Source organism: Roseateles sp. YR242, assembly GCF_900109745.1.
GTDB lineage: Bacteria > Pseudomonadota > Gammaproteobacteria > Burkholderiales > Burkholderiaceae_C > Roseateles.
Genome location: NZ_FOAV01000004.1, coordinates 63,302 through 76,330, shown reverse-complemented (window position 1 = coordinate 76,330; position 13,029 = coordinate 63,302). Strand labels below are relative to the sequence as shown.

11 protein-coding genes are annotated in these 13,029 nt (G+C 68.9%); all 11 read left to right on the top strand.

Annotated features, from left to right (window positions below; translation table 11 throughout):
- The first annotated feature begins 158 nt into the window (after window positions 1-158).
- Window positions 159-638, top strand: a complete 480-nt coding sequence (locus BMY53_RS09920; protein WP_092946099.1) for a chemotaxis protein CheW — start codon at window positions 159-161, stop codon at window positions 636-638.
- Complete coding sequence (locus BMY53_RS09915) at window positions 635-2,053, top strand: CheR family methyltransferase (protein WP_092946097.1); 1,419 nt, start codon at window positions 635-637, stop codon at window positions 2,051-2,053. The genes BMY53_RS09920 and BMY53_RS09915 overlap by 4 nt, the downstream gene beginning before the upstream one ends.
- Window positions 2,050-2,607 (top strand): chemotaxis protein CheW, encoded by a 558-nt coding sequence (locus BMY53_RS09910; protein WP_092946095.1) that lies wholly within the window; start codon window positions 2,050-2,052, stop codon window positions 2,605-2,607. The genes BMY53_RS09915 and BMY53_RS09910 overlap by 4 nt, the downstream gene beginning before the upstream one ends.
- 17 nt (window positions 2,608-2,624) lie before the next feature.
- A complete protein-coding gene (locus BMY53_RS09905; RefSeq protein ID WP_092946093.1) occupies window positions 2,625-4,085 on the top strand; it encodes a CHASE3 domain-containing protein in 1,461 nt (486 codons plus the stop codon).
- 25 nt (window positions 4,086-4,110) lie between these two features.
- Window positions 4,111-6,297, top strand: a complete 2,187-nt coding sequence (locus BMY53_RS09900; protein WP_092946092.1) for a hybrid sensor histidine kinase/response regulator — start codon at window positions 4,111-4,113, stop codon at window positions 6,295-6,297.
- Window positions 6,294-7,361 carry a chemotaxis-specific protein-glutamate methyltransferase CheB gene (gene cheB, locus BMY53_RS09895; RefSeq protein ID WP_092946090.1) on the top strand — a complete coding sequence of 356 codons (1,068 nt, stop codon included), beginning with the start codon at window positions 6,294-6,296 and terminating at the stop codon, window positions 7,359-7,361. Before BMY53_RS09900 ends, cheB begins: the two co-directional genes overlap by 4 nt.
- A complete protein-coding gene (locus tag BMY53_RS09890; RefSeq protein WP_177200813.1) occupies window positions 7,358-10,330 on the top strand; it encodes a response regulator in 2,973 nt (990 codons plus the stop codon). Before cheB ends, BMY53_RS09890 begins: the two co-directional genes overlap by 4 nt.
- A 9-nt stretch (window positions 10,331-10,339) precedes the next feature.
- The gene (locus tag BMY53_RS09885) at window positions 10,340-11,077 is read left to right on the top strand and encodes a response regulator (RefSeq protein ID WP_092946086.1); all 738 of its coding nucleotides are present in this window, start codon (window positions 10,340-10,342) and stop codon (window positions 11,075-11,077) included.
- A 177-nt stretch (window positions 11,078-11,254) separates the two neighbouring features.
- The gene (locus tag BMY53_RS09880) at window positions 11,255-11,815 is read left to right on the top strand and encodes an HNH endonuclease (RefSeq protein WP_092946084.1); all 561 of its coding nucleotides are present in this window, start codon (window positions 11,255-11,257) and stop codon (window positions 11,813-11,815) included.
- 159 nt (window positions 11,816-11,974) lie between these two features.
- Window positions 11,975-12,268 carry a hypothetical protein gene (locus BMY53_RS09875; protein WP_143074020.1) on the top strand — a complete coding sequence of 98 codons (294 nt, stop codon included), beginning with the start codon at window positions 11,975-11,977 and terminating at the stop codon, window positions 12,266-12,268.
- A 219-nt stretch (window positions 12,269-12,487) separates the two neighbouring features.
- On the top strand, window positions 12,488-13,024 hold the full coding sequence (locus BMY53_RS09870) for an outer membrane lipoprotein (RefSeq protein WP_255370126.1): 537 nt from the start codon (window positions 12,488-12,490) through the stop codon (window positions 13,022-13,024).
- Window positions 13,025-13,029: the final 5 nt, after the last annotated feature.

Genomic DNA, 13,029 nt, shown 5'->3' with positions numbered 1-13,029 from the left:
CGTTTGCTGGCATAGACTAGGGTAAACAGGGAGCCAGAAGAATGCCAAAGCCATTGAATGGCCGCTTGCATGGTCATCTAGGTTATCTTGGATCACGCCGGGGCCCCGGCGGCCTTGCGGTTCAGCCATCCGCTGCACCTCACTGACCGGGCGGCCCCATGGACGGACGACGCGACGACATCGCCGTGCTGGTCTGCCGGGTGCGCGAGCGCCTGTGTGGCTGGCCGCTGGATAGCGTGGACGAGGTCCTGCGGGAGCAGCCGCTGCGCACGCTGGCCGCCCCTGTGCCTCACGTCCCCGGCTTTGCCCGCATCCGCGGGCACTGGATGCCGGTGGTGGACGTGGGCAGCGCCCTGGATCTGGGCGGTTCGCCGCTGCAGCGCCTGGTGGTGGTGCACCATCAGGGCCGGCCGGCGGCCCTGGGGGTGACCGATGTGATCGGCGTGCAGCGCCTGGACCGCGCGGCGGTGGATGCGCTCCCTGCGCTCCTGCAGGACGAACGCCACGCCCCGATTGCCGGCATGACCGCTCTCAATCATGAGCTGGTCGCCTTGCTGGACCTGGGACGACTGCTGCCGGACCTCCAACTCCCCGACGACACCGCCAGCCCGCAGCCCAGCCAGGAGAGCGCCGCATGATCCGGACGGTGGCGCCGGCACCGGTGACGCTGGAGGGGGAAAACACGCTGGGCCTGCTGGAGCGCCTGCGCACGCTGGTGGCTCAGCGACTGGGCCTGCTGATCGACCGCACCCAGGACGATCGGCTGCGAGACGGCCTGCGGCGGCTCGCCGCTGAAGAAGGGCCTGCGGCCTACGTCCAACGGCTGGAAAAGCACGCCAGCCAGGCCGACCTCGATGCGCTGGCGGCTGAGCTGACCGTCGGTGAAACCTATTTTTTCCGCCATTCGGAGCAGTTCGACGCGCTGAGGACGGTGGTGCTGCCCACCTGGCTGCGCCGCCACCCCGCCCCGCGGCGCCTGCGGGTGCTGTGCGCCGGCTGTGCCAGTGGGGAGGAGCCCTACACCCTGGCCATGACGCTGCAGCGCTCCGTGCTGGGTGCGGGCGGTGTGGACTGGGACATCGTGGCCTTTGACGTCAACGCGGCCGCCATCCGGCGCGCCACCGCAGCGCGCTACAACGAATGGAGCCTGCGCGCCACGTCGGCCACCTGGCGCGACCTCTGGTTCCAACGCGACGAGACCGGCTGGACGCCGTTGCCCTCCCTGCGTCGGCGCGTGCGCTTCGAGCAGCGGCAGATCGCCACCCCGGATGCCGCGTTCTGGGCACCGGACAGCTTCGACGTGATTTTCTGCCGCAACATGCTGATGTATCTGGACGGCCCGTCGCTGCGGCGTGCCGTCCAGCACCTGGCCACTGCGCTGGCACCCGGCGGCGCGCTTTTCCTGGGGCACGCCGAAACCCTGCACAGCCTGACCGACCGGCTCGAACTCCGCCAGGCCGCCGGCTGCTTCTTCTATCAGCCCCGCGTCCAGGCGGACGAGGCCAGCAACTGGCCCTTCCCCACCCTGATGTCGTCCGCTGACGCCGCCCCCGGCGCCGCGCCACTGCCCGCGGCCGGCCAGGCGCCGGCCTTGGCGTCCGCCACGAGCCGGCATTCATCCCGCGCAGGCGCTGACGAGCGGCACGCCCCGCCCAGCATGCTGGACGAGGCCCTGCTGCTCGTGGAGGCCGGTCAGCTCGACGATGGGCTGCGCGCCTGCGCACGCCTGATGAGCACCGCGCCGTCGGCCGACCTGCAGGCCGAGGCGCTCTTCATCCAGGCCCTGGCGCTGGAGGAGCGGGGCGAACTGCCTGCGGCCGAGTGGCACCACCAGCGCGCGGCAGCCAAGGACCTTGCTTTCGCCATGCCCCATCTGCGCCTGGGCCTGCTGGCACGCCGCCGGGGCGAACCGGTCGCCGCCCGCCGCGAACTGCGCCGCGCGCTGGAACTGCTGGACGGCGAGTCCACCGACCGTCTGCGCCGCTTTGGTGGCGGCTTTGAACGTGATGCCTTGCGCCAGCTCTGCCTGGCCGACCTGGGAGACTCTCGATGAACACCACCACCACCGATGCGCTGCAGGCGCAACTGGCCAGCTGGCGCGAAGCCTTTGACCAGTCCTTTGCGGAACCGCGCGACAAAGGCGACTGGGGGGATGTCTGGAACGTGCTGGGCATCCGGATTGCTGGCGAACCGTTTGCGCTTCATCTGGATGATCTTGCAGGACTGCTGCCCGCCATGACCCCGGCCCCCTATCCCGCCGATGCGCCCGCGCTGCTGGGCCTTATCGGTCACCGGGGCCAGGTGCTGCCTTTGTATGACCTGCGAGCCCTGCTGGGGCGCGGCACCGCCCCGGCCTCCCGTTGGTGGGCCATCGTCCGCGCCGCCCCGCTGGCGCTGGCCTTCGAGGGCTTCGATGGGCAATGGCGGCTGCCCCCGGAAGACCGGCTGCAGCAGGACGGCTCGAGCACCGACAGCCACAGCGGCTGGACGGTGAAATGCGGCGATGAGCTGCGGCCGCTCATTGCGCTGGCGCCGCTGGTTGAACGCCTGACGGCCAGCTTTGCGGCTCACCATGACGCCGCCCCCATGGGCCTACAACAAGCCTGAACCAGGAGGAGACCACCATGTGGACATTCGGCAAGAAGTTGACCGTGGGCTTCGCGTTGTCGTTCGGGCTGTTGCTGCTGATCGGGCTGCTGTCGTACCGGGGTGTGGATGCCCTGACCAACACCAGCTACCAGGTCACGCGCACGCATCAGGCCCTCAGCCACATCGCCGCGCTGTTGAGCGCCATGAAAGACGCCGAGACCGGCCAGCGCGGCTATGTACTGACCGGGGATGACACCTATCTGGAGCCCTACCGTACGGCGCAGGCCGATCTGCCCCGGGTGCTGGCAGAGCTGCGTCCGATGATCCGCGACAACCCGGCCCAGCAGACGCGCCTGAACCAGGCGGCGATCATGATCGAGAACCTGCTGACCCTTCACAAGGAGCGGATCGAGGCGCGCAAGAACGGGGGTGACGAAGCCGCCATCCGCCAGATCAAGACCGGCGAAGGCAAGCGCCGCATGGACGAGCTGCGCGTGGTCATCGACCAGATGACGCAGGAGGAAACGGACGTGCTGCGTGAGCGCGCACGGGACGTGGAAGCCACCGCCACCGGCGTGCGGGCCGCCATTGGTTGGGGCACGGCTGCCGGCCTGGCCCTGGTGCTGGTGGCCGGCTTCGTGTTGAACCGCGCCCTGTCCGGCCAAGTCGGCGCAGCCGTGCGCCATGTGCAGCGCTCGGCCGCGGAGTTGCAGGCGGCCGCCAACCAGCAGGCGGCGGGCGCGCGCGAGACCGCCACCTCCATGACGGAGATCTCCACCACCATCTCCGAGCTGCTCGCCACATCGCGCCAGATCGCCGACAGCGCGCAACGGGTGGTGCAGATCGCCGAGCAGACCGCCGGGTTTGCCCGGGGCGGCGAAGGCACGCTGCAGGCCGCGCGCGACACCATCGGTGCCATGCGCCGACAGATCGACCAGGTGGTCAGCCACATGCTGGACCTGGGGCAGAAGTCCCAGCGCATCGGTGTGGTGCTGGACCTGGTGAGCGAACTGGCGGAGCAGACCAACATCCTGGCCATCAACGCCACGATCGAAGCCACGGTGGCCGGGGATGCCGGCCGACGCTTCGGCGTGGTGGCCGATGAAATCCGCAAGCTGGCCGACCGCATGACGGCCTCCACCAAGGAGATCCGGTTGCAGATCGATGACGTGCGCGGCGCCGTGAACACCACGGTGATGGCCACCGAGACAGGGTCCAAGGCGGTCGACGCCAGCGCGCGGCAGTTTGACGAGGTGGCCTCCACCTTTGCACGCATCGCCGGCCTGGTGCTCACCTCCACGGACGCCGCACGCGAGATCGAGCTCTCCACCAAGCAGCAGGCGACGGCGGTGGAGCAATTGAACATTGCCCTGAGCAATACCGCCCAGGCCTCCCGCGAGACCGAGGCCAGTTCCGGCCAGACCTCGCAGACGGCGACCGAACTGGCGCAGACCTCGCGCCAGTTGCTGAGCCTCGTGCAGGCCCAGGCGGCCTGAGCCCTCACCGGAAAGCGCAAGCGTCGTGGCCAAGGACCCCTACCGCTATTTCCGCGTCGAGGCGCGGGACCTGCTCACGCAAATGAGCGAGACCGTGCTCGCGGCCGAACAGGCCGAACCCGCCCAGGCGCTGGAGGTGCCGGCGAAGATGCTGCGCCTGGCCCACACGCTCAAGGGCGCGGCCAGCGTGGTGCGGCTGCCGACGATCGCCGGACTGGCCCATGCCATCGAGGATCTGCTCACCCCCTTGCGGGACAGTGCCCGGCCCCCGTCGCGGGATGACCTGGATGCGGTGCTGGCCGTGATCGATGAAGCCTCCCAGGCGGTGGCGGCTCTGTCGGGCAATGCCACACCGCTGACCGCCCCTGGCTACGGCGCCGCTCAGTCCTCGACGGCTTCCGCTTCCCCTGCCGCTTCGCCCGCCGCCTCCCTCACCGGTTCGCCCGTGGCCCCAGACCAGGGCACCGCGATCAACGCGGGCCCGTCGGCGCCCGTTGGCAGCCCGCCCCCGCCCCTGGAGGGCACAGCCTCCGCCACCGCCGCTGACGTCGACGTGGATGCCCTCCCGCTGCCGATCATGGAGATCCCCCAGATCGTGTCCAAGGAACTGGACACCTTGAGCGACAGCGTGGGGGAGTCCCTCGCCCACGTCTCCACGCTCAAACGGCTGGGCGCGCAGATCGCCGATCTGCGCAAGACCCTGCCGATGGCCCCCGAGGATCTGGCCACGCGCCTGCTGCGGCTGGAAGAACAGCTGGAGCGCGGCGGCCGGCAACTGGAGCGGGAACTGCTGCAGACACGCGACTATGCCGAGCAGCTCCGCCTGGTGCCGGCCTCGCTTCTGTTCGGCCCTCTGCAGCGCGCCGCCCGTGATGCGGCGCGCAGCCTGGGCAAGCAGGTGATGTTCCAGGCCCGCGGCGAGGCGAAGCTCGAAGGCGGTGTGCTCAATGCCCTTCTGGGCGCGTTGGTGCAGATGATCCGCAACGCCGTGGCGCACGGGATCGAAGCCCCGGAAGCACGGCTGGCCGCCGGCAAGGCTGCCCAGGGCCGCATCGAGCTGTTGGTGTCGCGCGAAGGCCGGCAGGTGCGTTTGCGCTGCATCGACGATGGCGCCGGCATCGACATGGCGGCGTTGCGCCGCACCGCTGTCGCCAAGGGCGTACCCAACGCGGCCCACATGGACGAGCCGGCCTTGATCGAACGCCTGCTGCGCGGCGGCCTCAGCACCGCCCGCCAGGTGGACGCGCTGGCCGGGCGCGGCGTGGGCATGGACCTGGTGCGCGACACGGTCGCGCGCCTGGGTGGCCAGCTCACCTTGCAGAGCCAGCACGGCCAGGGCACCACGCTGGAAATGCGTGTCCCGCTGCAACTGGGGGCCGTGCGTGCGCTGAACGTCTTTGCGGATGGCCTCGCGTCATGGGTGCCGCTGGACGCCGTGGTGCAAGTGGTGCAGCGGCCCGTGATCAACGGCCGCCAGATGGCGCTGGGACAGGAGCTGGTGCCGCATGTGGCCCTGGCGGAATTGCTGAATCCGGGCCGCCAACGCACCCAGCAGGCACCGGGGGCCGCGCTGATCCTGCGCAGCGGCGCCCAGCAGGCGGCCATCGGCGTGGATGGCGTGGACGGTGTGGCCACCGTGGTCTGGCGCCCGCCACCGGCCCTGCTGCCCCCCAGCAAAATGGTCATCGGCCTGGCGCTGGATGCCGAGCAGCAGCCCCTGGCCGTGCTGAATCCGGAGGGGCTGATCGAAGCCGCGCGCCGCGCCCGTCCGCAGGCGGCACCGCCAGCCCGACGCGCCGCCACCATCCTGGTCATCGACGACTCGCTGACCACCCGAATGCTGGAGCAGAGCATCCTGGAGGCTGCCGGCTACCGGGTACATATGGCCTCCTCCGCCGAGGATGGCCTGGAAGCAGCGCGCCGCGAACGTTATGCCCTCATCCTCGTGGACGTTGAAATGCCGCCCGGCATGGACGGCTTCAGCTTCGTGGAAAAACTGCGGGCCGACGAGGACCTGCGCAGCATCCCCGCCGTACTGGTGAGCTCCCGCAATGCGCCGGAGGACCTGGCGCGCGGTGCGGCAGCGGGTGCTGACGGCTACATCATCAAGGGTGAGTTTTCCCAGAACGCCTTCCTGGACAAGGTGGCCGAGCTGGTGGCGCGGTCGCAGCTGGCGGGCTTGACCAACAGGACCGAAGGAGCATCCGCATGACGGCGCCATCCGGCACAGCCCGGCCCCTGCGTGTGCTCCTGGTGGAAGATTCGCCCACCGTGCTGGCCCATATCCGCGAGGTGCTGCAGTCGCAAAGCGACATCGAGATCGTCGGCGAGGCCTTCGACGGCAAGCAGGCGGTCGCGCTTTGCAGCCAGCTGCGCCCGGACGTCATTTCCATGGACATGATGCTGCCCGGCATGGACGGCCAGGCCGCCACCGAGGCGATCATGGCCCACTGCCCGACGCCCATCCTCATCGTCTCCTCCTCCACCAACCGGGGCGAGTTGCTGCGCACCTACGAGGCCTTGGCGGCCGGGGCGGTGGAAGTGCTGGAAAAACCCAACGGGCGCCAGCCGCCGGGCGAATGGGAGCGCCGCTACGTCACCCTGCTGAGACTGGTCTCACGCATCCGCGTCATCACCCACGTGCGCGCGCGTCACCAGGCGCCCTCCCCCATCCACGCGCCCCTGCCCGCCGGCCGCTCCGTGCTGGCCCTGGGCGCCTCCACTGGGGGGCCCGGGGCGCTGATGGAGGTGTTGCAATCCCTCCCCAAACCCGTGCCCTTGCCGGTGCTCATCGTGATGCACATCAACGCGGTCTTCAGCCGCGGCTTTGCGGAATGGCTGGACGGGCAGACCCATCATCGCGTGCGTTATGCCCAGGAGGGCGAATCGCTGCGCGATGTCACCGGCCAGATCATCCTGGCGCCGCCCGATGTGCACCTCACAGTGCGCCAGGGACGACTCGCCCTGAGCCTTGCACCCCCGCGGTTTTCCTGCAGGCCGTCGGTGGATGTGCTGTTCGAGTCGCTGGCCGCCGAGATGGGGCCAGGTGTTGTTGCGGCCCTGCTCACGGGCATGGGTCGCGACGGCGCCGCCGGTCTGCTCGCCATCCGCCGTGCGGGGGGCACCACCATCGCCCAGGATGAGCAGACCTCGATGGTGTACGGCATGCCACGCGAGGCCGCCCAGCTGGGTGCGGCCGAGCGCATCCTGCCGTTGAACGAAATAGGCCCCGCCATGAAGTCATTGAGCGGTGTGCCATGGGGAGCAGGAACATGAACCAGAACAGGGACAAGGCCTTCATCGTGGAGGACAGCCTGACGGTCCGCATGGACCTTCGAGAGGCGCTGGAAGATGCTGGTTTTGCCTGCATCGAGTGCGCCACCCTCGCACAGGCCCGCGAGGCGCTGGCCCGGGGCGTCCCCCGGGTGGTGCTGCTGGACACGCAGTTGCCCGATGGCGACGGCGATGTCTGGCTGCAGGAGCTGCGCGCCACGCCCGGGGGTGACCTCACCGTGGTGCTGATCCTCTCCAACACCGCCCAGGCCAGTGACCGCCTGCGCGGCCTGGCCTACGGCGCGGACGAATTCGTCGGCAAGCCCTATGACCGTGGCTATGTGGTGGACCGGGCCCGCGATCTGCTGCGCCAGCGCCAGGTCCACATGATGTCGGACTCGCCGGTGCCGCAACGTGCCTCGGTGCTGCTGGTGGACGACAGCGAGACCTTCCGCCACGCACTGCGCGAGGCACTGGAGCCGGTGGGCTACCACGTCCATCTGGCCGTGCATGGCGAAGACGGCCTGCGTCAGGCAGCAGCCCTGCGCCCCAACGCCCTGGTGGTGGACCAGCACATGCCCGGCCTGGACGGCGCCTCCATGATCCGCCGCCTGCGTCTGGACCCCGCCCTGCGACACACCCCCTGCCTCCTGCTCACCGCGGATGAAGGCCCGGAAGCGGAACTGCGGGCGCTGGAAGCCGGCGCGGATGCCTTTGCACGCAAGCAGGACGATGTGGACCTGATCCTGGCCCGCCTGGCCGCCATGCTGCGCAGCGCCACCGCCTCGCTGCCGGAACAGGGCGCGAGCCTCCTGGGCCCCAAGCGCCTGCTGCTGGTGGACGACAGCCCCAATGTGCTGGCGGAGTTGGGCGCCTCGCTGCGCGATGACGGCTTCGATGTGGTGCCTGCGCACAGCGGGGAACAAGCGCTGGAGCTGCTGGCCGTTCAGGCGGTGGACACGGTGCTGCTGGATGTGCAGATGCCGGGCATCGGTGGCCTGGAGACCTGCCGCCGGATCAAGTCCGCGCCCGCGATGCGGGACATCCCCGTGGTGCTGCTCACCGCCTTCGACGGCCGGGACGGCATGCTGGCCGGCCTGGAAGCCGGAGCGGACGACTACGTGGTCAAGGCCAATGGCGAGCTGGAGTTGCTGAAGGCCCGTGTACGCGCGCAACTGCGCCGCAAGCAGTTCGAGGACGAGGCCCGCCGCAACCACGCCGAGCTGCACAACACCGCCATGGAAGCTGCCTCCGCCCGCGCTGCGCGAGAGCTGGCGGACAGCCGTGCGGAGCTGCTGGCAGCCCTGCAGCAGCGCAACGACGCCCTGGAACAGCTCAACGCCGAACTCAGCCGCGCGAGCAGCGCCAAGACGGCGTTCCTCTCCACCATGTCGCACGAACTGCGCACACCGCTGAATGCCGTGATCGGCTTTGCGCAGCTCATGCGGGATGGCGCAGCGGGCACCGTCAACGAGCGCCAGACCGAGTTCTGCCAGCACATCCACAACGCCGGGCAGCATCTGCTTTCACTGGTGAACGACCTGCTCGACATGGCCAAGATCGAGGCCGGCCGGGTGGACCTGGACTTCGACGCGGTCGACCTGGACGAATTGCTGCGTGATGCACTCACCATCGTCCAGGAGCGTGCACGCGGGGCCAACATCGAGCTCAAGCTCTTTGGCGTGGGTGCCGAGCAGTATGTGCTCGTGGACCGGCGCCGGCTCCGCCAGATCATCTACAACCTGCTCTCCAACGCCGCCAAGTTCACGCCCAAGGGCGGGAAGATCCTGCTCGAAGCGCGCCGGGTGGCGCGCATGCGGGCGCAGGAATCGATGCCGGGCTTTGCTGCGGGCCGGCGCTCGGACCTGCCGGAGAGCGAATTCAAGGAGTTCGTGCAGATCAGCGTGACCGACAACGGCATCGGCATCCCGTCGGACAGCCTCGAACGGCTGTTCCAGCCTTTCAACCAGGTCAAGAATGCGCTGACCCACAAGGTGGAAGGCACCGGGCTGGGCCTGGCCACCGTGGCCCGGCTGGTGCAATTGCATGGCGGTGCGGTGTCAGTCACCAGCCAGCCGGACAAAGGCAGCTGCTTCACCTTCTGGCTGCCATGGCGCGAACCAGTGAGCGCGAGTGCCCTGCCCCAGGAGGACACGGCCAACCGCCCGTTGGCGCTGGTGATCGAGCACAACCTGCAGGCGGCCACGCTGATCCAGACGCAGCTCAACGGCGCGGGTTTCCGCGTTCAGCACGTGGAATCCGCCGAGGAGGCGCTGGAACTGGCGCAGCACCTGCGGCCCGACCTCATCACCCTCGAAGTGCAGTTGCCCGGCCATCTGGACGGCTGGGAACTGCTGTCGCGCCTGAAGAACCTCAATGGCTGGGCGCACATCCCGGTGGTGGTGGTGTCGGTGGATGCGGGCCAGGAGGTGGCGCTGTCGCTGGGGGCTTCGGCGGTGCTGCACAAGCCGGTCAGCCGGGCGGCCCTGACGCAGGAGCTGGAGGTCCTGGGGTTCCGGCCCACGGCCACGCGCAAGTTTTTGGTGTTGGCCATCAGCGATGCGCCCGGAGACCTGCAGTCCCTCAGCGCGCACCTTTCCCAGCCCGGCTTCTCGGTTTTGCGCGCCACCGGCGGGGTGGAAGGCATTTCACAGGCCCGCCGCCATGTGCCCGACCTCATCGTGCTGGATCTGCTGATGGCCGAGGTGGATGGCATCGGCGTGGTGGAAGCCTTGCAGAGAGATCCACTGACGGCGGCGATTCCGGTTATCGTCGTGGCAGCTTCGCAGCTGACGCCGCGCGACAAGGAATTGCTCAACCGCCACGTACAGCGCGCGGCCTTCCCCCTGGCGCCTGCGCCCAGCGCGCGCAGTGACCGGGCCACCCATGGGCCTCAGGGGCGTTTCATGGACGAAGTGAAACGCGCGATCAGCCGCACGAGTTGGGGGGATCTGGATCCCTTGGACGAATAAGGAGCAGGGATGCCAGGTTTGAGAGTGGTGCTGGTGGAAGACTCGATGACGATCCGCCGCCAGATCGTGCAGCGGCTGCGGACCGTCGACGGGCTGCGCATCGTGGGCGAGGCGCCGGACGAGGCGCTCGCCTTGGCACTGGTGGCCCACACGCAGCCGGATGCCGTGCTGCTGGACCTGTCCCTGGCGGACGGCGGCTCCGGGCTGCAGGTGCTCAAGCAACTGCGCAAGCGCGGTTATCAGGGGCAGGTGCATGTGCTTTCGCATCAGACCCCGGATGCCTACCGGGCCGCGTGCCTGGCGGCCGGCGCCAATGGTTTCTTCGACAAGGCCGATGAGCTGGACCAGGTGCTGCAGACCCTGTGTGGTGGCGTGGAACCGCCGCTGCCTGCGCCGCTGGACGAAGCCGCGTTCCTGGCGCGCCTGGATCAAAGTGCCCTGCTGGCCCTGCGCGAGGGTGGGGAACTCACCCTGCACCTGTGGCGCGGGGCGGGCGGCTCGCACGATGAGCTGGCTCGGGTGCTGGCCCGGACCGCCGAGCCGGGGGATCTGGTGGGCCGCTGGATGGAGGATGGCCAGGAAATGGTGGCCTATGCGGTGCCGGAGGACGGCGACACCGAACAGCTCGCCGAGCGGGTGCAGGCGGTTCATGGATCGGCGGGCGAGCTGTGGCGCACCGTGCGCCTGCCAGCCGATGGCTTTTCTGGCGAGGCCTTGCTGGAACTGGCCAGGATCCGGGGCGGATGAGTCTGAACGACCTGCAGCGGCGGGTTTACCCCCGCCAATGACCGATTTGCGCGGGCTTTGTAGATAGAAACGGTGGGGTTCCCCGACGAAGTGTCGGTTTTGCAGCGACTGACGGTCACGCAGGCACTTGAGTTGCCCCGCACAGGGGGATACGCTCGCAGGCGGAGGTCAACGACCGTGGATGTTCTGCAACTGGATATCTCGGGCCGCCCGCAGGCCTGGATCTCGACGAAGGAAGCAGCCGTGCTCTATGCCAGCGACGCCGTCGCCTGGACACTGGGCCTGCCCTGCCACGTGCTACGCGGCGGCTACCAGCGGGTCTCCGGCCTGCAGTCCCGCATTGAACTGCACCCGATCATCGCGGTGCGTGGGAGCGTCCCGAGCCGCGCATGGCGGCAGTCTCCAGCCCTTTCCAACCCCAAGCTGTTCACCCGGGACCGACATGTCTGCGCGTACTGCGGGCACCGGTTTCATCCCGAGCAGCTGACGCGCGAACACATTCAGCCGGTCTCCCGCAAGGGCAAGGACAGCTGGATGAACTGCATCACCGCCTGCAGGGCCTGCAACGGGCGCAAGGGCAACCGCACACCAGAAGAAGCGCACATGTCGCTGATGTATCTTCCCTATGTGCCCAGCCTGCACGAGGACATGATCCTGCGCGGGCGCCGGATTCTGGCGGACCAGATGGAGTTCCTGCTGGCCAGTGTGCCCAAGTCGTCGCGGCTGTATGTTTCCTGAGGGGTCCTGACGGCGAGCGGCGCCGGCCTCTCACGCCTGGCCGGCGAGGGGTGGGCGAGGGGTGGGTTCAGGGTGCGGATCAAGGAATGGAAGTTGCCAACCGGTAGGTGAACGCCGCGAACCCGCGCGCGTTGATCGAACCGCTTTGGAGACACCATCATGATCCATTCAAAAGCTTCAGCAGCCCTCCTTGTGCTGGCCTGTGCCGGCCTGACAGTCGGTTGCGCCGTCGACCGCCGTGATGCCCGCAACGCCACCGTGGGCGCCGTGGGCGGTGCGGTCGTGGGCGCCGTGGCAGGCGGCAGCGCCGTCACCGGCGCCGTTGTCGGTGCCGTGGCCGGCGCCGTGATCGGGCGCATGGTGGTGGATGGCCACGAGCGTCAGGTCCATTCCGACGGCCGCGGCGGGCGTTACTGGGTGGATGAAGACGGGCGCCAGCATCCGGTTCGATAAATCCCACCGGGAATCCGGCAAGACCTCGTTGACGAACCGAAGGATTGGCACGCTGCCACGGCGACCCGATGACAGGAGTACAGTTCTTGTCATCAGGGTCGCCGCCCCCATCTGAGAGGGACGGTGATGCCTGCGACCCTGCATGGGTAAAGTCTTGTTGCCGGGTCAACCCGGCTGCGGCAGGTGGCGTTGGGCCCCTACCGTCATGGAGTTCCGATTATGAAAAAGCTGCTGATTGTCTCGATGGTGGCCCTGCTTGCCGCCTGCCAGACCTCCAACCCGGATGTGATCCAGCGCGGCGACGCGCAGCGCCTCTCGCAGGTGCAGGACGCCACTCTTCTCTCCGCCCGCCCGGTGACCGTGGACGGCAGCCAGAGCGGCGCCGGCGCCTTGACCGGTGCCATCGCTGGCGGCGTGGCCGGTGGCAGCGTGGGTGGTCGTCGTGATGGCCTGGTGGTGGGTGTGCTGGGTGCCGTGGCCGGCGCCGCCCTCGGCAATGCTGTGGAGCGCAGCGCCACCAAGGAAGACGCCGTGGAGCTGCTGCTGCAGATGCGCAACGGTGAACGCCGCGCCATCGTGCAAGCCAAGGGTGCGGAAACCTGGCAACCGGGCGAGCCGGTGATCCTGGTGACCACCGGCGGCAAGACCCGTGTCATGCGTGCCCCCGCGACGACGGCGCCACAATCCCAGCAACAGCAGTATCAGCCGCAATCGCAGCAGCCACAGTACCAGCAGCCGCAATACAGGCAGCAGTAACCCTG